At 73.1% G+C, this 22,150-nt stretch carries 25 protein-coding genes; 13 read left to right on the plus strand and 12 right to left on the minus strand.

The features are described from left to right. Positions 1-19: 19 nt before the first annotated feature. From AH6_RS27180 to AH6_RS46755, 6 genes are all read right to left on the minus strand, one after another. Positions 20-220, minus strand: a complete 201-nt coding sequence (locus AH6_RS27180; RefSeq protein WP_067485427.1) for a hypothetical protein — start codon at positions 218-220, stop codon at positions 20-22. Beyond that, the gene (locus AH6_RS27185) at positions 217-1,146 is read right to left on the minus strand and encodes a hypothetical protein (RefSeq protein WP_067485429.1); all 930 of its coding nucleotides are present in this window, start codon (positions 1,144-1,146) and stop codon (positions 217-219) included. The genes AH6_RS27180 and AH6_RS27185 overlap by 4 nt, the downstream gene beginning before the upstream one ends. 18 nt (positions 1,147-1,164) lie before the next feature. Next, complete coding sequence (locus AH6_RS27190; RefSeq protein WP_245679490.1) at positions 1,165-2,070, minus strand: oxygenase MpaB family protein; 906 nt, start codon at positions 2,068-2,070, stop codon at positions 1,165-1,167. 155 nt (positions 2,071-2,225) lie between these two features. Then, positions 2,226-2,558, minus strand: a complete 333-nt coding sequence (locus AH6_RS27195) for a histone-like nucleoid-structuring protein Lsr2 (RefSeq protein ID WP_067485431.1) — start codon at positions 2,556-2,558, stop codon at positions 2,226-2,228. A gap of 16 nt (positions 2,559-2,574) precedes the next feature. Continuing rightward, positions 2,575-2,934 (minus strand): histone-like nucleoid-structuring protein Lsr2, encoded by a 360-nt coding sequence (locus tag AH6_RS27200; RefSeq protein WP_067485433.1) that lies wholly within the window; start codon positions 2,932-2,934, stop codon positions 2,575-2,577. A gap of 273 nt (positions 2,935-3,207) precedes the next feature. Further along, positions 3,208-3,330 carry an LPFR motif small protein gene (locus AH6_RS46755; RefSeq protein WP_281180286.1) on the minus strand — a complete coding sequence of 41 codons (123 nt, stop codon included), beginning with the start codon at positions 3,328-3,330 and terminating at the stop codon, positions 3,208-3,210. A 342-nt stretch (positions 3,331-3,672) separates the two neighbouring features. Here AH6_RS46755 and AH6_RS27205 point away from each other — a divergent pair, with 342 nt between their 5' ends. From AH6_RS27205 to AH6_RS27225, 5 genes are read left to right on the plus strand one after another with little or no spacing between them, the layout of a single operon-like run. After that, entirely contained in the window at positions 3,673-4,521 is an 849-nt protein-coding gene (locus tag AH6_RS27205; protein ID WP_067485435.1) for a fumarylacetoacetate hydrolase family protein, read from the plus strand. Continuing rightward, a complete protein-coding gene (locus AH6_RS27210; protein ID WP_245679491.1) occupies positions 4,518-5,843 on the plus strand; it encodes an enolase C-terminal domain-like protein in 1,326 nt (441 codons plus the stop codon). Before AH6_RS27205 ends, AH6_RS27210 begins: the two co-directional genes overlap by 4 nt. Continuing rightward, positions 5,836-6,588 carry an SDR family NAD(P)-dependent oxidoreductase gene (locus AH6_RS27215; protein ID WP_067485439.1) on the plus strand — a complete coding sequence of 251 codons (753 nt, stop codon included), beginning with the start codon at positions 5,836-5,838 and terminating at the stop codon, positions 6,586-6,588. Before AH6_RS27210 ends, AH6_RS27215 begins: the two co-directional genes overlap by 8 nt. Positions 6,589-6,591: 3 nt before the next feature. Next, complete coding sequence (locus tag AH6_RS27220) at positions 6,592-6,903, plus strand: L-rhamnose mutarotase (RefSeq protein WP_067485441.1); 312 nt, start codon at positions 6,592-6,594, stop codon at positions 6,901-6,903. Beyond that, on the plus strand, positions 6,900-7,871 hold the full coding sequence (locus tag AH6_RS27225; protein ID WP_174555126.1) for an aldo/keto reductase: 972 nt from the start codon (positions 6,900-6,902) through the stop codon (positions 7,869-7,871). The genes AH6_RS27220 and AH6_RS27225 overlap by 4 nt, the downstream gene beginning before the upstream one ends. Before the next feature lie 76 nt (positions 7,872-7,947). Here AH6_RS27225 and AH6_RS27230 read toward each other — a convergent pair whose 3' ends face one another. Then, the gene (locus AH6_RS27230) at positions 7,948-8,619 is read right to left on the minus strand and encodes a FadR/GntR family transcriptional regulator (RefSeq protein ID WP_067485445.1); all 672 of its coding nucleotides are present in this window, start codon (positions 8,617-8,619) and stop codon (positions 7,948-7,950) included. A gap of 221 nt (positions 8,620-8,840) precedes the next feature. On the opposite strand from AH6_RS27230, the gene AH6_RS27235 reads away from it, so the two are divergent. Genes AH6_RS27235 through AH6_RS27250 form a run of 4 tightly spaced genes read left to right on the plus strand, consistent with a single transcriptional unit; the run spans position 8,841 to position 12,144 of the window. Further along, complete coding sequence (locus tag AH6_RS27235; RefSeq protein ID WP_067485447.1) at positions 8,841-9,548, plus strand: (Fe-S)-binding protein; 708 nt, start codon at positions 8,841-8,843, stop codon at positions 9,546-9,548. Further along, the gene (locus AH6_RS27240) at positions 9,545-11,011 is read left to right on the plus strand and encodes a lactate utilization protein B (RefSeq protein WP_174555127.1); all 1,467 of its coding nucleotides are present in this window, start codon (positions 9,545-9,547) and stop codon (positions 11,009-11,011) included. The genes AH6_RS27235 and AH6_RS27240 overlap by 4 nt, the downstream gene beginning before the upstream one ends. After that, positions 11,008-11,613, plus strand: a complete 606-nt coding sequence (locus AH6_RS27245; RefSeq protein ID WP_067485449.1) for a LutC/YkgG family protein — start codon at positions 11,008-11,010, stop codon at positions 11,611-11,613. The genes AH6_RS27240 and AH6_RS27245 overlap by 4 nt, the downstream gene beginning before the upstream one ends. Before the next feature lie 39 nt (positions 11,614-11,652). Then, positions 11,653-12,144: a metallophosphoesterase family protein gene (locus AH6_RS27250; RefSeq protein WP_067485479.1), complete on the plus strand. Its 492-nt coding sequence runs from the start codon at positions 11,653-11,655 to the stop codon at positions 12,142-12,144. A 90-nt stretch (positions 12,145-12,234) separates the two neighbouring features. On the opposite strand, the gene AH6_RS27255 is transcribed toward AH6_RS27250, so the two are convergent. Genes AH6_RS27255 through AH6_RS27265 form a run of 3 tightly spaced genes read right to left on the minus strand, consistent with a single transcriptional unit; the run spans position 12,235 to position 15,700 of the window. Next, positions 12,235-13,194, minus strand: coding sequence for an acyl-CoA dehydrogenase family protein (locus AH6_RS27255; protein WP_067485451.1), 960 nt, complete (start codon positions 13,192-13,194; stop codon positions 12,235-12,237). Next, entirely contained in the window at positions 13,191-14,315 is a 1,125-nt protein-coding gene (locus AH6_RS27260; RefSeq protein ID WP_067485452.1) for an acyl-CoA dehydrogenase family protein, read from the minus strand. Before AH6_RS27260 ends, AH6_RS27255 begins: the two co-directional genes overlap by 4 nt. Beyond that, entirely contained in the window at positions 14,312-15,700 is a 1,389-nt protein-coding gene (locus AH6_RS27265; RefSeq protein ID WP_067485454.1) for a 4-hydroxyphenylacetate 3-hydroxylase N-terminal domain-containing protein, read from the minus strand. Before AH6_RS27265 ends, AH6_RS27260 begins: the two co-directional genes overlap by 4 nt. Before the next feature lie 89 nt (positions 15,701-15,789). Between AH6_RS27265 and AH6_RS27270 the strand changes: the two genes are divergently transcribed. Genes AH6_RS27270 through AH6_RS27280 form a run of 3 tightly spaced genes read left to right on the plus strand, consistent with a single transcriptional unit; the run spans position 15,790 to position 18,759 of the window. Next, a complete protein-coding gene (locus AH6_RS27270) occupies positions 15,790-17,304 on the plus strand; it encodes an AMP-binding protein (protein ID WP_067485456.1) in 1,515 nt (504 codons plus the stop codon). Beyond that, on the plus strand, positions 17,294-17,926 hold the full coding sequence (locus tag AH6_RS27275; RefSeq protein WP_067485458.1) for a TetR/AcrR family transcriptional regulator: 633 nt from the start codon (positions 17,294-17,296) through the stop codon (positions 17,924-17,926). Before AH6_RS27270 ends, AH6_RS27275 begins: the two co-directional genes overlap by 11 nt. Further along, positions 17,923-18,759, plus strand: a complete 837-nt coding sequence (locus AH6_RS27280) for a crotonase/enoyl-CoA hydratase family protein (protein ID WP_067485461.1) — start codon at positions 17,923-17,925, stop codon at positions 18,757-18,759. Before AH6_RS27275 ends, AH6_RS27280 begins: the two co-directional genes overlap by 4 nt. On the opposite strand, the gene AH6_RS27285 is transcribed toward AH6_RS27280, so the two are convergent. Further along, positions 18,760-19,218: a DUF3237 domain-containing protein gene (locus AH6_RS27285; RefSeq protein WP_067485463.1), complete on the minus strand. Its 459-nt coding sequence runs from the start codon at positions 19,216-19,218 to the stop codon at positions 18,760-18,762. It lies immediately after the preceding gene. A 408-nt stretch (positions 19,219-19,626) separates the two neighbouring features. Between AH6_RS27285 and AH6_RS27290 the strand changes: the two genes are divergently transcribed. Then, positions 19,627-21,015 (plus strand): nucleobase:cation symporter-2 family protein, encoded by a 1,389-nt coding sequence (locus AH6_RS27290; protein ID WP_169807919.1) that lies wholly within the window; start codon positions 19,627-19,629, stop codon positions 21,013-21,015. 46 nt (positions 21,016-21,061) lie between these two features. Here AH6_RS27290 and AH6_RS27295 read toward each other — a convergent pair whose 3' ends face one another. After that, the gene (locus AH6_RS27295) at positions 21,062-21,904 is read right to left on the minus strand and encodes a patatin-like phospholipase family protein (protein WP_067485465.1); all 843 of its coding nucleotides are present in this window, start codon (positions 21,902-21,904) and stop codon (positions 21,062-21,064) included. Positions 21,905-22,150: the final 246 nt, after the last annotated feature.

Genomic DNA, 22,150 nt, shown 5'->3' on the forward strand with positions numbered 1-22,150 from the left:
CTGCCGGAGCGGCCCTGGCTCAGGCCGGGTGCGGGGCCTCTTCCAGCAGGTTCGCGCAGGGCAGGCACGCCGGGACCCGGACCGGGTAGGTCCGGCCCGCGCGGGCGGCCTGCACCGTGACGATGAGCTGGCCGGTGTGCGTGCAGGCGTCGCGGTGCTCGGGGTGGGTGCTCAGGCACAGGCACTGGCAGCCGGTGTCGCGCTGTTCGGGGGTGGTCACGGCGCGATTTTGCCAGCCCCGGCCTCGGAATCGTCGGCGGCGCGCTCGGCGGGCAGCGCCAGATCGTCGACGACGACCGTGGCGTAGGAACCGCGCATGACCACCGCGATCCACAACAGCGGCGCGGCGACCAGCGGGCCTATCCAGCCCGTCCAGGCGAACAGCAGGTTCAGCACGAGGGCGACCGCGACGATCCCCGCCACCGTCACCGCGCCGACGAACGCCGCGCCGGGCAGGCCGGGACCGTGCACCCCGGCGTCGGTCAGGCCGAACTGGTGCAGCAGCCCCATGACGAGCGCCAGCGCTCCCACCGTGACGGCTCCGGTGACGTACAGCGCCACGGCGAGCCCGGAGGTCAGGAAGTCGGCCGCCTGCGTCAGGAGCGGGCCGGGGGCGCGCAGGCGCACGTGGTCCGGGAACGTGGCGTGATCGGCGCGGTCGGTGGACAGGAACCTGCGCCAGTCGTGCACCAGGATCAGCGCCATGGCCAGGCAGGGCAGCAGCACCTGGAGCACCGCCCACCGGATGCGGCCCGCCACCAGGAGCGCCCTGGTCAGCAGGAAGCCCAGCGCCGTCAGGGCGAGTTCGGCACCGGCCAGCTTGAGAAGGTCGTTGCCGGAGATCGTCGCTGAGTGTTGCGCCGTCGCCCACTCTGGATACCGGTGCGCGACGAACAGGCTGGCCGGGACGAACACGAGGGCGCTGTAGAGCATCGCCAGGACGAAGTGCCGACCCGCCGTCGCCCCCTCGGCTTTCGGAGCGCGGCCCAGCGGCGTGTCCGCACCGGGACGCGGCGGACGTTCCGGGCGCTCGGACCATTCGGTGAGCGCGGCCCTACCCGCCCCGCGCAGCTGGTGGGCGGCGGCGAGCGCGATCCCCGCCCCGGCCGCGTACGACCACGGCAGATCCACCAGGACGCCGAGCATGGTGCCTCCAGAGGGCGGTCAGCGGCGGCGTCGCCTGCTGTGCCGCATCGTCGCGTTGACCCGGTGGGTCGCCAGCCGCACCAGCAGGCGTTGCGGCGGCCGTCGCAGCCAGGCGGGCGTGAAGTGGTACAGGTCCGTCCCGGTCCGCAGAACGAGGTCGGCCAGCCGCGCGCGGGTGCGGCCCCACGGAAGCCCGTACTGCTCGCGCAGCGGCGGCGGCAGCAGCGCGGTGGTCACCAGGCGGAACACCCACAGCACCGGGGCCAGCCAGCGCAGCCGCCTCGGCCACAACACCGCGCGGGCCACCTCGCGGGCGGTGTCGGAGACCTCCAGGGAGGCGACCATGCCGTCCACGTAGGCGCGGAAGGACGCCAGGTCGTCCGGTTGCAGGCCGGGCGGGACGTCCAGCACCTCGGCGACGATCCGCGCCTGCCGGCAGTAGTCGTCCGACAGGTCCGGCTCGTCGGCGCCGGGCCGCATGACGTGCCGGTAGACGTGCAGCGCCGAGTCGATGAGGGTCGCGTTCACCCACACCTGGAGTTCGGGGTCGGTGCCCGAGTAGCCCTCGCCCTTGACGCGCCGGTGCAGGCCCCGGACGCGCGCGGAGAACAGCTCCACCTCGTCGGGCGTGCCGAAGGTGACGATGAGCAGGAAGTCGAGGGTGCCGAACAGCCGGGCCAGCGGGCGGCCCGCGAAGTCGCTGTGCTCGGCCACGCCGCGCGCGACCTCGGGATGGGCGAGCTGCATCAGCAGGGCGCGGCCCGCGCCGAGGCCGACCAGCGGTTCGGCGGCGACGCGGCGCAGCACCTCGCGCTCGCCGAGCCGCTCGCGCGGCGGGACGGACGGCGGGACGGGCGGCGGAACGGGGGGAGGGGCGGGAACGGGCGGCACGGCGGCCTCCGGGGCGGCGGTCCTTGTGCGCACGATCCTGCCGCCCTTGTTGGCGAGGCGTCAACAAGGGCGGCGCGGAAAGGCGGCCGCGTTCGGAGAATCTCAATTTCCCGTTCCCCGGGCACGGCGAAGGGGCCGGACGGAAACTCCGTCCGGCCCCCGCGCCGCTGGATGCGGAACCGCCCGAACTAGTGGGCGGCCTCGTACTGCTCGATGACCGTCGCCGGAATGCGGCCGCGCTCGTTGACCTTGATGCCCTGGCGCTTGGCCCATTCCCGGATCTCGGCCGAGCGCTCGCGGTTGCCGGCCGTCCGGGTTCCGGCCTTGGCGGGCCGGGCGCCGGACTTGCGGGCCTTGCGCGCGCTGGAGACGAACGGCTCGAACTCCTTGCGGAGCTTGGCGGCGTTCTGCTTGCTCAGGTCGATCTCATAAGTGATTCCATCGAGGGAGAAGGTGACCGTCTCGTCCGCTTCTCCGCCGTCGATGTCGTCCACGAGAAGGACTTCGACCTTCTGTGCCATGCGGGGACCTTCTTTGCTATGCGTCCGGCTTGGCGTCCGGATGAGCTTCGATGAACGCAGCATAGACCTCATCGGAGATCTTGCCACGTTCGGTGACTTCCACGTTCTCGGCCGCCGCCCATTCCCGGACGTCGGCGTTGGTGTAGCCCTTGAGCTTCACCGCGCTTGAGGTCTTGCGGCCCTTCCGGGCCGCCTTGACCTCGGTGGCGTGCTCGACGAACGTGGCCAGCGACTCCAGCGTCTCCAGCAGGCGCTTGTGGTTGTCGTCGCCCAGATCGATCGTGAACGTGCGCCCCAGGACGTCGAAGTCCCGTTTGGTGACGTCGCTCCCTTCGGAGCCGTCGATGTCGTCTACGCGAATGACCTTCTCGGCCATGTGTGCTGTGACTTCCTTCCCCTTGCCGACGCGGCGACCTTGACCGTAGCGGATTCGGGCCGGTCGTTGGTCCGGTGCGGCCGCACCGGGGGGTTCGGGAGACCGCCGGATGCGCTGTTGTGACCTTCTTCACCTTTTTCGGCCGGTTTTATCGGCGGCCGCCGGGACGGCCGTCGGAGGTCGCAGCAAGGGCCACGTCAAGGGGCGCGGCAAGGGATGCGCCGAAAGGCCCGCCGTCCCTCTCGGGATCGGCGGGCCATTTCGCCGCGGGGTTCACCGGGCGGTGCGGCGGCGGCCGCCTCCGCCGAGCAGTCGGCCGAGGACCCGGAACGGCAGGGTGATGACGTTGACGAGGGTGGAGATGATCGCGTTCAGCGCGGAGCTGATGCGGCGCATGTCGGTCGTCCTTTCTCTGGGCGAACGACGACCGTTATTCCCTCACCAATGGCGCTAAACGGATTCTCCCGGTGCCGCGTAAGTGCGCGGGCGGAACGGGAGTTCCGGCTTTACGCGTCCGGGCGCACTTGCGAGGGGCGGGGCCGCCGTCCGGAGGGGCCCGGGTGGGGGAGGCACTTCTCCGGCCGGTCATAGATCCGATCTCTTCTCGCCTCGGAGTGCGGTCCGTGCGGGGTGTGCCGGTGCTGTACGCCTGAAAATCCCTGGTCCGCGGTTGATCGTCCCGGGTGCGTCCTGCTAGACATGGGACCCAAGTCATCCGATGTATCAAGGGAGTGCCGTGTGAAGCTGCTGCGAGTGGGCGCGGCGGGCGCCGAACGTCCCGCCGTGCTGGACCAGGCCGGGCGGGTCCGCGACCTGGGCGGCGTCGTGCGGGACGTCGACGGCGCGTTCCTGGCCGGGGACGGCGTCGAGCGGGCCCGCGCGGCGCTGGCCGCCGGGGACCTGCCGGTCGTCGGGGACGGGACGCGGACCGGCCCGCCCCTCGCCCGCCCCGGGAAGATCGTGTGCGTCGGGCTGAACTACCGCGACCACGCCGCCGAGACCGGCGCGGAGATCCCGGCCGAGCCGGTGGTGTTCATGAAGGCGCCCAACACCGTCGTCGGCCCGTACGACGAGGTGCTGGTGCCGCGCGGCGGCGTCAAGACCGACTGGGAGGTGGAGCTGGCCGTGGTCATCGGCCGCACCGCCCGCTACCTGGACGACGACGCGGCCGCGCTGGCCTGCGTCGCCGGGTACACGATCTCCAACGACGTCTCCGAGCGCGCGTTCCAGCTGGAGCGCGGCGGCCAGTGGGACAAGGGCAAGTCCTGCGAGACCTTCAACCCGCTCGGCCCGTGGCTGGTCACCGCCGACGAGGTGCCCGACCCGCAGGCGCTCGGCCTGCGCCTGTCGGTGGACGGCGTGCGCCGCCAGGACGGCCACACCCGGGACATGGTGTTCGGCGTCGCCGAGATCGTCCGCTACCTCAGCCACTTCATGGTGCTGGAGCCCGGCGACGTCATCAACACCGGCACCCCGGCGGGCGTCGCGCTCGGCCTGCCCGATACGCCCTACCTGCGCGGCGGCGAGGTCATGGAACTGGAGATCGACGGCCTGGGCGCCCAGCGGCAGACCGTGGGCCGGGCATGACGGGCGCGCCGGTCATGACGGGCGTCCCGGTCATCACCCGGCTGGACACCCGCGACGTGCGCTTCCCCACCTCGCGCGAGCTGGACGGCTCGGACGCCATGAACCCCGACCCCGACTACTCGGCGGCGTACGTGGTGATCCGCACCGACGATCCCGGCGGGCACCAGGGCCACGGCTTCGCCTTCACCATCGGCCGCGGCAACGACGTCCAGACCGCCGCGATCCGCGCGCTGGCCCCCTACCTGGAGGGCCGCCCCCTGGACGCGGTGCTGGACGACCTCGGCGGCTTCTGGCGCACGCTGGTGCACGACTCGCAGCTGCGCTGGCTCGGCCCCGAGAAGGGCGTGGTGCACATGGCGGTCGCCGCCGTGGTCAACGCGCTGTGGGACCTGAAGGCCAAGCGCGCCGGGCTGCCGCTGTGGCGGCTGCTGGCGGGCCTCACCCCCGAGCAGCTGGTCGACCTGGTCGACTTCCGCTACCTCAGCGACGCCCTCACCCGCGAGGAGGCGCTGGAGATCCTGCGCCGCGCCGAGCCCGGCCGCGCCGCGCGGATCGCCGAGCTGGAGGCCGACGGCTACCCCGCCTACACCACCACGCCCGGCTGGCTCGGCTACGACGACGCCAAGCTGGCCCGGCTGTGCCGCGAGGCGGTCGCCGACGGCTTCGCGCAGATCAAGCTGAAGGTCGGCGCGGACCTCGCCGACGACGTGCGGCGGATGCGCGTCGCCCGCGAGGCGTGCGGCCCGGACGTCCGGATCGCGGTGGACGCCAACCAGCGGTGGGACGTGGCCGACGCGATCGCCTGGGTGCGCGAGCTGGCCCCGTTCGACCCCTGGTGGGTGGAGGAGCCGACCAGCCCCGACGACGTGCTCGGGCACGCCGCCATCGCGCGCGGCATCGCGCCGGTCAAGGTCGCCACCGGCGAGCACGTGCAGAACCGCGTCGTGTTCAAGCAGCTCCTCCAGGCCGGCGCGCTCGGCTACCTCCAGATCGACGCCGCGCGCGTGGCGGGCGTCAACGAGAACGTCGCGATCCTGCTGCTGGCCGCCAAGTTCGGCGTGCCGGTCTGCCCGCACGCGGGCGGCGTCGGGCTGTGCGAGCTGGTGCAGCACCTGTCGATGTTCGACTACGCCGCGGTCAGCGCCCGCCTGGACGACCGCGTCATCGAGTACGTGGACCACCTGCACGAGCACTTCGCCGACCCGGTCGTGATCCGCGACGGCCGCTACCGCGCGCCGACCGCGCCCGGCTTCGGCGCGACGATGTTGCCCGCCTCGCTGGAGGCGTACGCCTACCCGGAGGGAAGTGCCTGGAATGAGTGACCTCACCGGGCTGTCGGCGCTGGTGACCGGCGGCGCGTCCGGCATCGGGCTGGCCACCGCCGAACTGCTGGCCGCGCGCGGCGCCCGCGTCGCCTGCCTAGACCTCGCGCCGGACGGCCTGCCCGCCCCGCTGCTGGGCGTCGCCGCCGACGTCACCGACGACGCGTCGGTGCGGGCGGCGGTGGCGCGGGCCGCCGGGGAGTTCGGCGGGCTGGACGTGCTGGTCAACAACGCCGGGATCGGCGCGCAGGGCACCGTCGAGGACAACGGCGACGCCGAGTGGCACCGCGTCCTCGACGTCAACGTGCTGGGCATCGTGCGCGCCAGCCGCGCCGCGCTGCCGCACCTGCGCGGCTCGGCGCACGCCGCGATCGTCAACACCTGCTCGATCGCGGCGTGGGCGGGACTGCCGCGGCGCGCGCTGTACAGCGCGTCCAAGGGCGCGGTGCAGGCGCTGACGCTGGCGATGGCCGCCGACCACGTCCGCGAGGGCGTGCGCGTCAACTGCGTCAACCCCGGCACCGCCGACACGCCCTGGGTCGGCCGCCTGCTGGACGCCGCCGCCGATCCCGAGGCCGAACGCGCCGCGCTGCGCGCCCGCCAGCCGTTGGGCCGCCTGGTGAGCGCCGCCGAGGTCGCGGCCGCGATCGCCTACCTGGCCTCGCCCGCCGCGGCCTCGACGACCGGTACCGTCCTCGCGGTGGACGGCGGCATGCACGGGCTGCGGCTGCGGCAGGAGGGCTGAGACATGGACCGGATCGCACTGCGCACCCGCCTCAGGCCGGGCAGGGAGGCCGACTACGACCGCGTCCACGCGACGATCCCCGACGACCTGGACGCCGCGCTGCGCGAGGCGGGCGTCCACTCCTGGCGCATCTGGCGCGACGGCCGCGACCTGTTCCACGTGGTGGAGGTCGAGGACTACCAACGGATGCGCGACCACCTGCGCGACCACCCGGCGAACGTGCCGTGGCAGGCGGCGATGGCCGAGCTGCTGGAGGTCGAGGACGACTACTCCGGCGGCGACACCGGCGTCCCGCTCGTGTGGGAGCTGCCGTGAGCGGCCCCGCCCGGCTCGACTACGGCGCGCTGGGGTTCGGCGCGGCGGCCATCGGCAACCTGTACACGGCGGTGTCGGACCAGGACGCCGCCGAGGCGGTGCACGCCGCCCGCGAGGCGGGCGTCCGCTACTTCGACACCGCCCCGCACTACGGGCTGGGCCTGTCGGAACGGCGGCTGGGCGCGGCGCTGCGCGACTGCCCGCGCGACTCCTACGTGCTGTCCACCAAGGTCGGCCGGGTGCTGGTGCCGTCCGATGCGGGCGGCCGCGACGAGGGCTTCGACGTGCCCGCCACGCACCGCCGCGTGATCGACTACTCGGCGGACGGGGTGCGGCGCTCGCTGGCCGACAGCCTGGAGCGGCTCGGCCTGGACCGGGTGGACCTGGTGCTGATCCACGACCCCGAGGAGGGGCCGGAGGCCGCCGCCGACCAGGCGTACCCGGCGCTGCGCGAGCTGCGCGACCAGGGCGTCATCGGGGCGATCGGAGCCGGGTCCAAGTCCTGGGAGGTGCTCGCCGACCTGGTGCGCCGCACCGAGCTGGACATGGTCATGCCGGCCGGGCGCTACACGCTGCTGGAGCAGCCCGCGCTCGCCGGACTCTTCCCGCTGTGCGCCGAGCGCGGCACCGAGGTGATCGCCGCCGGGGTCTTCAACAGCGGGCTGCTCGCGACCGACGAGCCCGCCGCCGACGCGTTCTACGACTACGAGGCCGCGCCGCCGGAGCTGGTGGAGCGGGCGCGGCGGACCGCGGCCGTCGCGCGGCGGCACGGGGTGACGCTGCCGCAGGCGGCGCTGGCGTTCCCCGCGACGCACCCGGTGGTGGCGGGGATCGTCGTGGGGGCGCGGACGGCCGCCGAGGTCCGGCGCAACGCCGAGCTGATGGCGCGCCCGGTGCCCGGCGCGTTGTGGGCGGAACTGGCCGCCGAGGGCCTGCTGGGCCCCGAGGTGCCGCTGCCCGGCGAGTGACACGCGAAAGCGCGGCGGTGCCCTCCCGGCGCCGCCGCGCTTCCCCGTCCGGTCACAGGTCCGGTCACAGGTCCGGCTACAACGCCCGCTTGAGCCATTCCTCGACGCCCGCCACGTGCACGGTCGCCCAGGCGTGGGCGACGTCCGGGCGGCGGCTCGCGATGGCCTCGTAGATGGCGCGGTGCTGGGTGTGGGTGGCCTCCACGGCGCTCTCCTGCGTCAGGCCGCGCCAGACGCGGGCGCGCTTGGTCGGCCCGGACAGGCTGTCCAGCAGCGAGCACAACACCGGGTTGCCCGAGCCCGCCGCGATGCGGCCGTGGAACCGGAGGTCGTTGGCCACCAGGTCGTCGATCGTCGGCTCGGCGGCCAGCGCCTCCAGGATCTCGCGCAGCTCGGCGATGTCGCCGTCGGTCATGCGCTCGGCGGCCAGCGCGGTCGCGGCGGGCTCCAGGATGCGGCGCACCTGGAGGAAGTGCAGCACCGAGTCGTCGCTGTGGAACTCGGCCACGAACGAGACCGCGTCCAGCAGCAGGCCCGGCTCCAGGCTGGTGACGTAGGTGCCGTCGCCCTGCCGCACGTCCAGCACGTTGATCAGGGCGAGCGCCTTGACCGCCTCGCGCATCGAGCTGCGCGACAGGCCGAGCCGCCCGGCGAGGTCGGCCTCGCGCGGCAGCCGGTCGCCGGGCCGCAGCTCACCGGAGACGATCATCTGCTTGATCTTGCTGATCGCCTCGTCGGTGACGGCCATGGCGCGGCTCCTTGTCGTCGGTGGGGACCAGCATCGTCGCAGAATGGCGGTGGGGTCAAATCAAACATCGGATCAATCGACCCGACTTTCCGAGAGGACCAGGAGTTTTCGCAGGATCTATCCATCTCTATGGCAGATTGATCGGATGAAAGGTTGACAGCGGGCCGCGGGAACGATCGGATGGGGCCCGTCATCCGATCCTCGAGACGGCGGAGTGATCCGTGCGCATCGCGCTGTTCCTGACCTGCGTCAACGACACCATGTTCCCCGGCACCGGCAAGGCCGTGGTGAAGCTGCTGCGCAGGCTCGGCCACACCGTGGTCTTCCCCGAGGAGCAGACGTGCTGCGGGCAGATGCACCTCAACAGCGGCTACCGGCGCGAGTGCGAGCCGCTGGTGCGGTCGTTCGCCGCGACCTTCGCCGGCTTCGACGCGGTGGTCGTCCCCTCCGCCTCCTGCGCGGGCATGATCCGGGAACTGCACCCGGAGGTGGTGCCGGGCCTGGCCGCGCCGCCGGTGCACGAGCTGACCGAGCTGCTGGTGGACGTCCTGGGCGTGGAGGACGTCGGCGCCTACTTCCCGCACACCGTCACCTACCACCCGACCTGCCACTCGTTGCGGATGCTGGGCCTGGGCGACCGGCCGACGCGGCTGCTGCGGGCGGTGCGCGGCCTGGAACTGCTGGAGCTGCCGGGCGCGGAGGAGTGTTGCGGGTTCGGCGGCACGTTCGCGATGAAGAACGCGGGCGTCTCGGCCGCGATGGGCGCGGACAAGGCCGCCAACGTGCGGCGGACGGGCGCGGCGGTGCTGGCGGCCGCCGACAACTCGTGCCTGGTGCACCTGGGCGGCGGCCTGTCGCGCGACGGCGCGCCCGTGCGGGTGATGCACCTGGCGGAGATCCTGGCGAGCACCGAGGAGGACCCGGCGTGAGCGGCGAACGCACCGACGTCGTGTGGCTGGGCAGTCCGGCCTTCCCGAAGGCGGCCGAGAAGGCCCTGGCCGACGACCGGCTGCGGGGCAACCTGCGCAACGCGACCACCACCATCCGGGGCAAGCGCGCCAGGGTCGTGGGGGAGCGGCCCGACTGGGCCGAGCTGCGCGACGCCGGGGCCGCGATCAAGGACGCCACGCTGGCGGACCTGGCCGGTCACCTGGAACGCCTGGAGGCCGAGGTGACGGCGGCGGGCGGCACGGTGCACTGGGCGCGCGACGCCGCCGAGGCCAACCGGATCGTGACCGGCCTGGTGAAGGCCACGGGCGAGACCGAGGTCGTCAAGGTCAAGTCGATGGCGACCCAGGAGATCGGCCTGAACGAGGCCCTCGCCGCCGAGGGCGTCACCGCCCACGAGACCGACCTCGCCGAACTGATCGTCCAGCTCGCCGACGACCGGCCCTCGCACATCCTGGTCCCGGCCATCCACCGCAACCGCGCCGAGATCCGCGAGCTGTTCGCGCGGCAGGTGCCGGGCGCGCCCGCCGACCTGACCGACGACCCCGCCGCGCTGGCCGAGGTCGCCCGCCGCTACCTGCGCGAACGGTTCCTGGCCGCCAGGGTCGCGATCTCCGGCGCGAACTTCATGGTCGCCGAGACCGGCACCCTGGTCGTGCTGGAGTCGGAGGGCAACGGCCGCATGTGCCTGACGCTGCCCGAGACGCTGATCTCGGTGGTGGGCATCGAGAAGACGATCCCCACCTGGCGCGACCTGGAGGTCTTCCTCCAGCTCCTGCCGCGCTCCTCCACGGGCGAGCGCATGAACCCCTACACCACCGTCTGGACGGGCGTGACCCCCGGCGACGGCCCGCAGGACTTCCACCTCGTCCTGCTGGACAACGGCCGCACCGAGGCGCTCGCGGACGAGATCGGCCGCTCGGCCCTGCGCTGCATCCGCTGCTCGGCGTGCCTGAACGTGTGCCCGGTCTACGAGCGCACCGGCGGCCACGCCTACGGCTCGGTGTACCCGGGCCCGATCGGCGCGATCCTGACGCCGCAACTGCGCCCGGACGAGGAGGTGTCGGCCAGCCTGCCGTTCGCCTCCAGCCTGTGCGGAGCGTGCTACGAGGTCTGCCCGGTGAAGATCGACATTCCCAGGGCCCTGATCCACCTGCGCGAGAAGGCGGTGGACGCCAAACGGGGCCACCCGAGCGCCGAACGCGCCGCGATGAAACTGGCGGCCTGGACCCTGGGCAACCCCCGCCGCCTGTCGGCCGCCCAGAACGTGGCGTCCCTGACCGCCCGCCTGCCCCTGGGCCGCCCGTCCCGAACGTGGCCGGGCCGCCGCCGGATCAAGCGCCTGCCGGGCCCCGGCCGCGCCTGGTCGCGCACCCGCGACGTCCCGTCCCCGCCCCCGCAGAGCTTCCGCCGCTGGTGGCGCGAAGAGGGAGAAGAACAGTGAACGCCCGCGACGAGATCCTGTCCCGCGTCCGGAAGGCGACGGCAGGCGTCCAAGCCCCCGAGATCCCCCGCGCCTACGCCCAGACGAGCCCCACGCCAGACCTCCTAACCCTCTTCGCCGAACGGGTGGCCGACTACCGCGCGATCGTGCACCAGGTCCCGGCGACCGACCTGGCAACCACAGTCCGCCAAGTCCTGGCGGTCCGCAACGCCACCCGGATAGCGGTCCCCGACGGCCTCCCGCCCGGCTGGACGACCGGCGTCACCGCCCTGAGCGACACCCCGCCCCTGACCCCGGCCGACCTGAAGGACTGCGACGGCGTCATCACGACCTGCGCGGTGGCCGTCGCCGAGACCGGCACGATCGTGCTGGACGCGGGCCCCGGCCAGGGCCGCCGCGCCCTGAGCCTGGTGCCCGACTACCACCTGTGCGTGGTGGACGCCGCGAAGATCGCGGGCACGGTCCCCGAAGCGACGGCCCGCCTGGACCCGCGCCGCCCCCAGACGTGGATCAGCGGCCCCTCGGCGACGAGCGACATCGAACTGCACCGCGTGGAAGGCGTCCACGGCCCCCGAACCCTGGAAGTCATCATCGCCACCTGATCCGCCCCGCCGCCCGGGGCGTCGGCGACAATGGGGCAGATGAGAGCAGTGGTGTTGTCGGACACGCACGCGCCCCGGCGTTGGAAGTCCTGCCCGCCGGAGGTCGCGCGGCATCTGCGCGATGCCGACGTGATCCTGCACACGGGCGACGTGTGCACCGCCGACGTCCTGGACGAGCTGGCGCAGTACGCGCCCGTCCACGCCGTGCTCGGCAACAACGACGGGCCCGACGTCGCCGCCTGGGGCGCGCCCGAGCGGCTCGAACTGGAACTCGCCGGGCTCAAGGTCGCCATGGTCCACGACAGCGGCCAGGCCAAGGGCCGCCTCGCGCGCATGGGGCGCTGGTTCCCCGACGCCGACCTGGTCGTGTTCGGCCACTCCCACATTCCCTGGGACGAGTCCGGCGACGGCCTGCGCATCCTCAACCCCGGCTCGCCCACCGACCGCCGCCGCCAGCCGCACGGCACCATCGCCCTGCTCGACGTCGCGGACGGCGCGCTGGCCCGCGCGGAGATCGTTCCGGTGACCTGACCGCCCGAACCGGCGCGTGCGACCATAGCCCGGATGGGCGACCTCGCCATGGCCTGGCTCCGGCACCGCCTGGACGGTGCCGGAGGCTAGTCACCCGATCCGCTCGTAGTGCTCCTCAGAAGTGCCCAGCAGGACCCGGGAGGCGTGCGCGCGCTTGAAGTACAGGTGCGCGTCGTGCTCCCAGGTGAACCCGATGCCACCGTGGATCTGGACGCACTCGGTCGCCACCCGCACGAACGCGTCGCCGCAGTACGCCTTGGCCGTACTCGCCGCCTCCGCCCCCGGTTCGGCGCACGCCCACGCGGCCAGGGACGCGGCGGCCTCCACGTCCACCAGCAGCTCCGCGCACGCGTGCTTGACCGCCTGGTAGGCCCCGATCGGACGGCCGAACTGCTCGCGCACCTTGGCGTACTCCACCGCCATCTCCATCGCCCGCCGCGCCCCGCCCGCCATCTCCGCCGCGAGCGCCGCGAGCCCGGGGACGGGGGAGGGGACGCCGCCGATCCGCCGCGCCTCGGTGCCGTCGAAGGTCAGCGAGGCCAGCGGACGTGTCGCGTCCAGCGACTCCAGCCGGATACGCCGCGCGTCCTCGGCCACGTACAGGCCGTCCCCGGCGACGACCAGCAGCAGACCGGCGGTCGCGCCGTCCAGCACCGGAGCCGCCGTCCCCGACAACCGCCCGCCCGCCACCCGTACATCGCCGCTGACCAGCGTGCCGGTCGTTTCGCCTGACGCCAGCCGGGGCAGCCACGTCTTGCGCGCGTCCTCGTCATCGCACCCCAGCAGCGCGTAGGTGGCCAGCACGGCGCTCGACAGGAACGGCAGCCCCGCCAGCGCCCGCCCCAATTCCATCTGCACGTCGCCGACCTCGGCCAGCGTCTGCCCGGCCCCGCCGTACTCCTCGGGCACCGCCAGCCCCGCCAAGCCCAGCTCCCCGGCGAACCGCCGCCACAACGCCGGGTCGTAGCCCGCGCCCAGCCGCTCGCGGACCGCGCTCATCGGCAGGGTGTCGGCGCAGAACGCGCGGACCAGTGCACGCAGCTCGTTCATCGCGGGTCCCTCGGCAGTCCCAGGTGGCGTTCGGCCAGGATGGAGCGCTGGATCTCGTCGGTGCCCCCGGCGATGCGCAGCGCGGGGGAGCCGAGCACGAACTCGGTCCACGCGTAGCCGTCGCCGGTGTCGGCGGCCAGCGCCGGGCCCAGCACCGCCGAGGCGGTCTCGACGGCCTGCGCCACCGCCCGGTTGACCAGCAGCTTGGAGATCGACGCGGCCGCCGCCGGGTCGAGGTCGGCGCGCTGCCCGGTCAGCCGCGCCGCCGCCAGCGCCGCGCGGAGCCGCCCGAGCCGTCGCAGAATCGCCGGGTCGCCCGCCAGACCGCGCCGCCGGGCCTGCTCGGCCAGGCGCTCGACGAGGTCGGGCGGCACGGCGTCCACCGCGCCGCCCAGCGCCGCGCGCTCGCTGGACAGGCTCGTGATGGCCGCTTTCCAGCCGCCGTTCAGCGGGCCGATGCGGTCGGCGTCGGGCACCCGCACCCCGGTCAGGAACACCTCGTTGAACGACGCGCCGCCGGTCATCTGCCGCAGCGGCCGCACCTCCACGCCCGGCGCGCGCATGTCCACCAGCATCAGCGTCAGCCCCGCGTGCTTGGGCGCGTCCGGATCGGTGCGCACCAGCGCCTCGCCGAGGTCGGCGTGGTGCGCGCCCGAACTCCACACCTTCTGCCCGGTGACGATCCAGTCCTCGCCCTCGCGCACCGCGCGCGTGCGCACGGCCGCGAGATCCGAACCTGCGTCCGGCTCGGAGAACAGCTGGCAGGCGGTCAGCTCACCGCGCAACAGCCGAGGCAGGTAGCGCGCCTTCAGCTCCGCCGAACCATGCTCCCGGATGGCGGGCGCGACGATGTGCAGCCCGACCAGCAGCGGTTGCAGATCGGGCACCTCGTACTCGGCCAGCAGCGCCGCGAACTCCCGCGCGCGCTCGCCGTCCAGCTCGGCGAACCCGGCGTCGTACAGCAGCGCCTGCCAACGCTTGGCCGCGCGCAGCGTCTCGGCTTCCCGAGCGGAATCGATCTCCTCCAGCAGCGCGACCCGGTCGGTGGCCGAACGCGGCGCGCGCGGCGGCAGGTGCGCGTCCAGGAACGTCCGCGCCGCCCGGACGAACGCCTCCGTCACGGCTCCAGCCCCGCGATCCGCAACGCCATGCGCTTCGCGGCGGCCATGTCGTAGTGCTTGGCCGACACCATGCGCTGCGCGTACAGGCCGCCGCCCGACTGGAGCATCGTCACGTGCTGCCAGCCGCCGAAGGTGTCGGCGGTGTAGTCGCGGATGGCGTGGAACAGCCGCATCCGGTACTCGGCGTCCACGCCGTCCATCGTGCGCATGTACTTGCGGACGTAGTCGCCGGTCTCAGCGCTGTCGAGGTCGCCGGGGCCGGGCGCGGTGAGGATCGCGCCGCCGCCGATGTCGTGCAGGTGCCGCACCATGCGGCTGAACTCGGCCGCGCCGAAGTGCTTGGCGGCGTTGGTGTACAGCTCGGAGGGGAACATCCAGCCCTCCGGGCTCTTCTCGGCGGTGGAGATCGCCGCCTCCAGCCCGGCCCGCACCAGCGTCGCGTACATGATCATCTCGCTGATCTTCTCCCGGACGTGCGAGACGCGCTCCAGCCCGTTGGCCTCCGCGATGAGCTGCGCGAACCCGGCCAGGATGTCGCCGATCTCGGCCAGGTGGGCGGTGCCGCCGAGCCGCTCCCACAGGCCCAGCGCGTGCGCGAACGTCGCCGAGTGCGCGGTCTCCCCGGCGAGGAACACCCGCTCGTTCGGCACGAACACGTCGTCGAAGACGATGAACCCCTCGGGCATGTTGTGGTGGCTGGAGTGCGGCCAGTACCGCTCGTCCTCGCCGGTGGCCGCGCCGCGCGGCGCGTACGTCGTGTTGATGATCGTGACGCCGGGCGCGTTGGCCGGGACCGCGCACGCCACCGCCCAGTCCTCCTCGCCGGGCTTCATCCGCTTGGTCGGCATCACCACCAGCTCGTGCGAGGTGGCCGCCGCCGTGATGTGCAGCTTCGCGCCCCGGATCACGATGCCGTCCGGCCGCCGCTCGACGATCCGGGTGTACAGGTCCGGGTCGTCCTGCTGCGACGGCGACAACTTGCGATGCCCCTTGGCGTCGGTGATGGCCTGGACGCCGCGCACGTCCTCGCGCTTGCACCACTCGTAGTACGCCTCGACGCGCGCGGCGTACTCGGGATGGTCGGCGCGCATCCGGGCGGCGGCCGTCAGCAGCGCCTGGAGGCCCTGCGCGGTCGTCACCGTCGTCATGTCCCAGGTCAGCAGCTCGTGCAGCTGGGTGCGCAGGTCCTCGGGCGAGGTCGGGAAGGTGAACCACGGCCCGACCGCGTCCGGCTCGGGCCGGTGGTGGCGGTCGTACCCGGCCGCGACCTCGGCGACGCCCGCCGCCAGCAGCGGCTCGGCCTCCAGGTCGGTCACCTTGCGGCCGTCCAGGAACAGCCGCCGCCCGTCGCGCAACGACTCCCGGTACTGGGCTCCGGTCTTCACACGTGCCTCCCGCTGCCTCGCCGATATTTGTGAAAGTAACGTCACAATTAGGTCTGGGCAAGGGGAGTCTCCAGGGTTACGGTCGCGGCGTGGAGCAGAGCTACTCGTTCGCGACCAGGCTGCGCGCCGAAGCCGCCGCGCGCCCCGACGCCCCCGCCCTCACCACCGCCGAAGGCGCCTTCACCTACGCCGAGCTGGACGCCCTCGCCGACGGCGCGGCGCACTCGCTGCGCGACCACGGCGTCGGGCCCGGCGACCGCGTCGCCTACCTAGGTCCCAACGCCGCCGCGTTCGCCGCCGTCCTGTACGGGGCCTCGCGGCTGCGCGCCGCGTCGGTCGGCCTCAACTGGCGGCTCCCGGCGCGCGAGCTGGCCGCCGTCCTGGCCGACGCGCGCCCCGCCGTCCTCATCGCCGCGCCCGAGCACGCGAGCCTGGCCTACGACGCCTTCCTCGCGGCGGCCGATCCCGCGATCAGGCTGGTCACCGCTGACGACTGGCCCGCCGCCGTCCCCGCCGAGCCGATCGACCTGACGCCCGAGCCCGGCGACCTGGCGATGCTCTGCTACACCTCCGGCACCACCGGCGCGCCCAAGGGCGTCATCGCCACCAACGAGGCGATCTACGACCACCTGCGGCGGCCCGGCGCCTACCCCTACGTGGACCGCGACTCCGTCCTGCTCAACTGCGCCCCCGTCTTCCACGCCGCCGGAGCGGGCTGGGTGTGGGTGCCCGGCTTCCACGGGGCCCACCTGGTCCTGCTGGCCCAGGCCGACCCCGACACGATCCTCACCGCGCTCGCCGAGCACCGCGTCACCGCCGCGCTGCTGGTCCCGGCGGTGCTCGGCTTCCTGCTCGACCACCCCGCCATCCCCGCGCTGCCCGACCTCCGCACGATCGTCTACGGGGCCTCGCCGATCACCGAGACGGTGCTGCGCCGCGCCATGGCCGCCTTCCCGTCCGCCGGGTTCGTGCAGGTCTACGGCATGACCGAGACGACCGGCCCCGTCACCCGCCTCGACGAGGCCGAGCACCGCGAGGGCACGCGCCTCCGCTCGGCGGGCCGTCCCTACGACGGCGTCGAGCTGCGCGTGGTCGAGCCTGGCGGCGACGCCGAGCTGCCGCCCGGCGCGCCCGGCGAGATCCAGGTCCGCGCCGACCAGACCACCCCCGGCTACTGGCACGACGAGGCCGCCACCGCCGAGCTGCTGCGGCCGGGCGGCTGGTTGCGCACCGGCGACGCCGGGTTCGTGGACGCGGCCGGGTACCTGCACCTGACCGACCGGATCAAGGACATGATCGTGACGGGCGGCGAGAACGTCTACGCGGGCGAGGTCGAGAACGTGCTGGCCGCCTGCCCCGGCGTCCGCGACGTGTGCGTGGTCGGCGTCCCCGACCCCAGGTGGGGCGAGACCGTCAAGGCCGTGGTGGTCGGCGAGACCACCGCCGCCGACGTGATCGCCTACGCGCGCGGCCACCTCGCCCACTACAAGGCCCCCACCTCGGTGGACTTCGTCGCCGAGCTGCCCCGCAACCCCTCCGGCAAGATCCTGCGGCGGCTGGTGCGCGAGCCGTACTGGGATGATGAGCCGCGCTATGTCACTTGATACCCCTGCAGCGCCGCCCGCCCCGCCCAGCCCCAAGGGCCGCGCGACCCGCGCCGCGTTCGAGGACGCCGCCCGCCGCCTGATCGCCGAGCGCGGCTTCCTGCGCATCACCGTCCAGGACATCGCGGCCGCCGCGGGCAAGTCCACCGCCGCCTTCTACCGCTACTTCGACAACAAGGAGCACCTGCTCGCCGCGCTCGCCGACGGCTTCTCCCACGAGGTCCTGCTGCACTCGCCCGACGCGCCCGACGGCAGCCCCGCCTTCTTCGACCGCGCCGCCCGCGCCTACTGGGACGCCTACAAGGAGCACCTCGGCGTGCTGGTCGGGGTGTTCCAGCTCGCCATGGTGGACGAGGAGTTCGCCGAACGCTGGCGGCGCAGCCGGCAGATCGGCGTGCGCATCATCGAGAAGACCGTCCGGCAGGCCCAGGACGACGGGCACGCCGCCGGACTCGACCCCGCGCTGACCGCCTCCGCCATCGCGGCGATGTTCGAGCACTTCTGCTTCGTGTGGCTGGCGCAGGGCGGCGACGGCCCCGGCACCGCCATCACCGACGACCGGGCCGTCGCGACCCTGGCGGCGCTGTGGCGGCGCGGCCTCTACGGAGAGGATCGGCCATGACCGACCGTGTCACCGTGCGCGTCGAGGACGGCGTCGCCGACGTGCGCCTCAACCGGCCCGACAAGCTCAACGCCCTGGACATGGCGACGTTCGAGGGCCTCGCCGAGACCGGCGACGCGCTGGCCGCCGACCCCGCCGTGCGCGCGGTCGTGCTGTCGGGGGAGGGCCGGTCGTTCTGCGCGGGCCTGGACTTCGCCAACTTCGCCGCGATGGCGGGCGACGCCACCGCCGAGACGGGCGGCGACCGGCTCCGGCGGCTGATGGCCGACGTCCTCGAACGCGAGCCCGGCCGCATCACCAACCTCGGCCAGCAGGCCGTGCACGTCTGGCGCGAGCTGCCGCAGCCGGTGATCGCCGCCGTCCGAGGCCACGCCCTGGGCGGCGGCCTCCAGATCGCCCTCGGCGCGGACCTGCGCGTCGTCGCGCCCGACGCGGTGTTGTCGGTGCTGGAGATCCGCTGGGGCCTGGTCCCCGACATGACCGGCACCGCCGCCCTGGTCCGCCTGGTCGGCGAGGACGTGGCCAAGGAGCTGACCTTCACCGGCCGCCGGGTCACCGGGGAGGAGGCCGTGCGCCTCGGCCTGGCCACCCGCACCGCCGCCGACCCGCTCGCCGCCGCGCTGGAGCTGGCCCGCGAGATCGCCGCCAACAGCCCCGACGCGGTCCGCGCCGCCAAACGCCTGCTCAACCGCGCCGCCGACGGGGGCGACCTCGCCGGGCAGTTCCTGGCCGAGTCCCAGGCTCTGGCCGAACTGCGCGGCTCGCCCAACCAGACCGAGGCCGTCCGCGCCTACTTCGCCAAGCGGACGCCTGCCTTCACCGACCCCGCCTGACTACTCGACGGCGTACATCCGGATGGCGATCACGTCGTCCTCGTCATGCGCCAGGCCCACGAACACCGTCTCGGCGAGCCAGCGGTGTGCCGGAGCATCGGTGCGGAAGACCGGCGAGGTGCGGAAGTACAACCCCGGCGACGCCACCGCCAGACCGCCGTCGTCCTGGCCGGGACTGCCGGGCGAGGGCCGGTAGAAGCCGCGGTTGACGATGTCGATCACCGCGCCGTCCTCGGCCTGGATGAGGTAGCGGGCGTACAGGCGGCAGACCTCGTCGTTGGTGCCGCTCCAGTCGCCGCCGCCCGCCAGCACGGTGCCGCGCAGCCGCGGCCCTTCGACGGTGCCGCCGACGATGGGCGTGAACTCGGTGACCTCGCCGCGCCGCGCGATGCCCAGCGGCTCGGTGACCCGGGCGCGGATCTCGAAGGCGAACGTCAGGGCGGGGGAGAAGGACGTCATCGGGGCCTCCACGGGACGGGGGATGCGCAGGAGGCTACGTGATGCAACAGCGATGTACAACAGTGTTGCATCAACATTCCGCCGATCCCGCCTGCAGGCCCGACCAGGGCGAACGACTACATTTCACCCGGAACAGGTCACGGGACGCGCGCCGTCCCCCTCCGGCGACGCGCAGGACCAGGTGGAAGTCGACACATCAGGACAGCAAGCCCGGCACCCCCACCTGCTGATCCGCGCGATCCCGCCCGTCCCGCCCCTGGCGATCAGACCTTGGACGAAGCTCCGAACCGCTCCCTGAAAGGCCGCCGTTTCTTCGGCGACCCGTCCAATGGAAAGCGGCCGCCGACTCCAGGTCTACTTGCCGGACAACCGCACATGTCATTTACCTACCTGAAAGGCAAGGCAGGCATGTCTGACGAAACTCCCCGCGTCCACCCCGTGGACGAAGTCCTGCCCCTACCCCGGCTGGCCCTCTACGGCTTCCAGCACGTCCTGGCGTTCTACGCCGGTGCCGTCATCGTGCCGATCCTGGTGGCGAGCGCGATCGGGCTGTCCCCCGAACAGCTCGTCTACCTGATCAACGCCGACCTGTTCACCTGCGGCATCGCCTCCATCATCCAGGCGCTCGGCTTCTGGAAGATCGGCGTGCGGCTGCCCATCGTGCAGGGCGTCACCTTCACCGCCGTCGCCCCCATGATCGCGATCGGCCAGGGCGCCGAGAACGGCACCGCCGCCCTGCTGGCGATCTACGGCGGCGTGATCACCGCGGGCGTCGTCACCTTCCTGGCCGCCCCGTTCCTGGGCCGCCTGGTGCGCTTCTTCCCGCCCGTGGTGACCGGCACCGTGCTGACCGTCATGGGCCTGATGTTGTTGCCCAACGCGATCACCGACGCGGCCGGGGGAGCGGCGGCCAAGACCGTCACCAAGGACTTCGGCAGCTGGAAACACCTGATGTACGCGGGCGGGACGTTGCTGTTCATCCTGGTCCTGTATCGGTTGCGCCGCCCCTTCCTCAGCAGCGTCGCGATCCTGCTAGGCCTGGTGGGTGGCACGGCGGTGTCGTTCGCGCTGGGCGACACGAGCTTCGACCAGGTGGGCAGGTCCGACTGGCTCGGCATCACCACCCCGTTCCACTACGGCATGCCGACCTTCCAGATCGGCGCGATCATCGCGATGTGCCTGGTCATGATGGTCACCGTCGTGGAGACCGTCGGCGACGCCAAGGCCACCGGCGAGATCGTCGGCAAGGAGGTCACCGACGACGACATCGCCCGCGCGCTGCGCGCCGACGGCGTGTCCACCTTCCTGGGCGGCACGCTGAACGCCTTCCCCTACACCTGCTTCGCGCAGAACGTGGGCCTGGTGCGGCTGACCGGCGTGCGCAGCCGCTTCGTCGTCGTGGCCGCCGGCGTGATCATGATGGTGCTGGGCCTGTTCCCCAAGGCCGCCGCCTACGTGGCCGCGATCCCGCCGGACGTGCTGGGCGGCGCGGCCGTGGCGATGTTCGGCATGGTGGCGGTCGTGGGCATCCAGACCCTGTCCAAGGCCGACCTGCGGGACGAGCGCAACGCGCTGATCGTGGGCGTCAGCGTCGGCATCGCGTTCCTGCCCGCCACCGTCCCGGCGTTCGGTGAGAACATGCCGCGCGACGTGGCCGCCATCCTCAACAGCGGCATCCTGCTGGGCAGCCTGACCGCGATCGTGCTGAACCTGGTCTTCAACGTCCTGACCCGCAGGCCCCCGGAAGGCGAGCAGGACATCCCGGCCACCGAACCGGCGACCCCCGTCGAACGCTGACCGGCCCAGGCCGCCGCCCCGGCACCGGGACGGCGGCCTGACGCTTTCAGGAGGAACGCCACACGGCCGCAACGACGGCCGCGGCCTCGCGCCCCTGCGCGTACCCGGCCTTGGCGGCCGGGGTGCGCGTCGTGGGGTCGAGCGGATCGGGCCCGAACGCCGCCACCGACGCCTCGTCGGGCGTGACGACCTCGACCCTGGACCCCTCCTCGACCAGCTGCGCGACCTCGGCCCCGAGCCCGGGATCGGCGACGGGCGCGATCACGACCACCCGGGCGTTGCCCGAGGCGAGATCGGCGTTGCTGATCGACCGCACACTGCCGTCGACGAACCGGGTCTCCCCGATGGTGACCGGGGGCCAGACGCCCGGAACCGCACAACTGGCCGTGACGGCGTCCACCAGCTGCACCCCCGACTCGCGGTCGAAAACGGACGGCGTGCCGGACAGCGCGGCCACGGCGGTGATGACGAGCCGCCGATCGGGCCACTCGTGCACGGGCAACCGATCCTCGATGACCTTCCGACGCTCCGCTTCGGGAACCGTCTCGGCGGCGAGGGCCAGTTCACCGATGCGCCGCCGCAACTCGGCCCGGTCCTCGATCTCCTGCGCGAGCCCGAACATGGTCTCCAGGACCTTCGTGCCGGAGTCTCCGGAAGGAACCAGCTCCTTGTTCTGCGCGGCGGGATCGACCTGCCGCCGGAGCAACTCCCCCAGCGGGATCCCGCTGGTCGCCTGCGCGGCGACGGTGGCCCCGGCCGAGGAACCGATGACGACGTCGGCGTCAGTCACGTCACACCCGGCATCGGCGAGCCCCGCCAGCACCCCCGTTGTCCACGCGATCCCGGCCACTCCGCCGCCGCCCAGCACCAACGCACGCTCATCCGTCATACAGACTCCCTGTTCCAGCTAGCTTCCGGGCCCACCGGATACCCGGCGGAGCGCACACGACACCACGGGGAGCGAGGACACGCACGTCCCGGCGGCTCGATTTGACGCCGTCGCCGGAACCGCATATGTTCTCTCCTTGTCCCCAGAGGGATGCAGGACGCCCGTTACGTGGTGGCCGGCCCCGGGGAACCTCTCCTTGATCACACTTGCTGCGGCTGTGCTGTGCGCTGCCGTGCCCGCGTGTCG

The sequence above is a fragment of the Actinomadura hibisca NBRC 15177 genome (assembly GCF_001552635.1).
GTDB lineage: Bacteria > Actinomycetota > Actinomycetes > Streptosporangiales > Streptosporangiaceae > Spirillospora > Spirillospora hibisca.

Coding starts and splice junctions, on each gene's coding strand:
- AH6_RS27185 (WP_067485429.1), bottom strand. CDS start 1,146: ATGCTCGGCGTCCTGGTGGATCTGCCGTGGTCGTACGCGGCCGGGGCG.
- AH6_RS27220 (WP_067485441.1), top strand. CDS start 6,592: ATGGACCGGATCGCACTGCGCACCCGCCTCAGGCCGGGCAGGGAGGCC.
- AH6_RS27255 (WP_067485451.1), bottom strand. CDS start 13,194: ATGAACGAGCTGCGTGCACTGGTCCGCGCGTTCTGCGCCGACACCCTG.
- AH6_RS27230 (WP_067485445.1), bottom strand. CDS start 8,619: ATGGCCGTCACCGACGAGGCGATCAGCAAGATCAAGCAGATGATCGTC.
- AH6_RS27250 (WP_067485479.1), top strand. CDS start 11,653: ATGAGAGCAGTGGTGTTGTCGGACACGCACGCGCCCCGGCGTTGGAAG.
- AH6_RS27215 (WP_067485439.1), top strand. CDS start 5,836: ATGAGTGACCTCACCGGGCTGTCGGCGCTGGTGACCGGCGGCGCGTCC.
- AH6_RS27275 (WP_067485458.1), top strand. CDS start 17,294: ATGTCACTTGATACCCCTGCAGCGCCGCCCGCCCCGCCCAGCCCCAAG.
- AH6_RS27285 (WP_067485463.1), bottom strand. CDS start 19,218: ATGACGTCCTTCTCCCCCGCCCTGACGTTCGCCTTCGAGATCCGCGCC.
- AH6_RS46755 (WP_281180286.1), bottom strand. CDS start 3,330: ATGCGCCGCATCAGCTCCGCGCTGAACGCGATCATCTCCACCCTCGTC.
- AH6_RS27290 (WP_169807919.1), top strand. CDS start 19,627: ATGTCTGACGAAACTCCCCGCGTCCACCCCGTGGACGAAGTCCTGCCC.
- AH6_RS27280 (WP_067485461.1), top strand. CDS start 17,923: ATGACCGACCGTGTCACCGTGCGCGTCGAGGACGGCGTCGCCGACGTG.
- AH6_RS27210 (WP_245679491.1), top strand. CDS start 4,518: ATGACGGGCGCGCCGGTCATGACGGGCGTCCCGGTCATCACCCGGCTG.
- AH6_RS27195 (WP_067485431.1), bottom strand. CDS start 2,558: ATGGCACAGAAGGTCGAAGTCCTTCTCGTGGACGACATCGACGGCGGA.
- AH6_RS27200 (WP_067485433.1), bottom strand. CDS start 2,934: ATGGCCGAGAAGGTCATTCGCGTAGACGACATCGACGGCTCCGAAGGG.
- AH6_RS27295 (WP_067485465.1), bottom strand. CDS start 21,904: ATGACGGATGAGCGTGCGTTGGTGCTGGGCGGCGGCGGAGTGGCCGGG.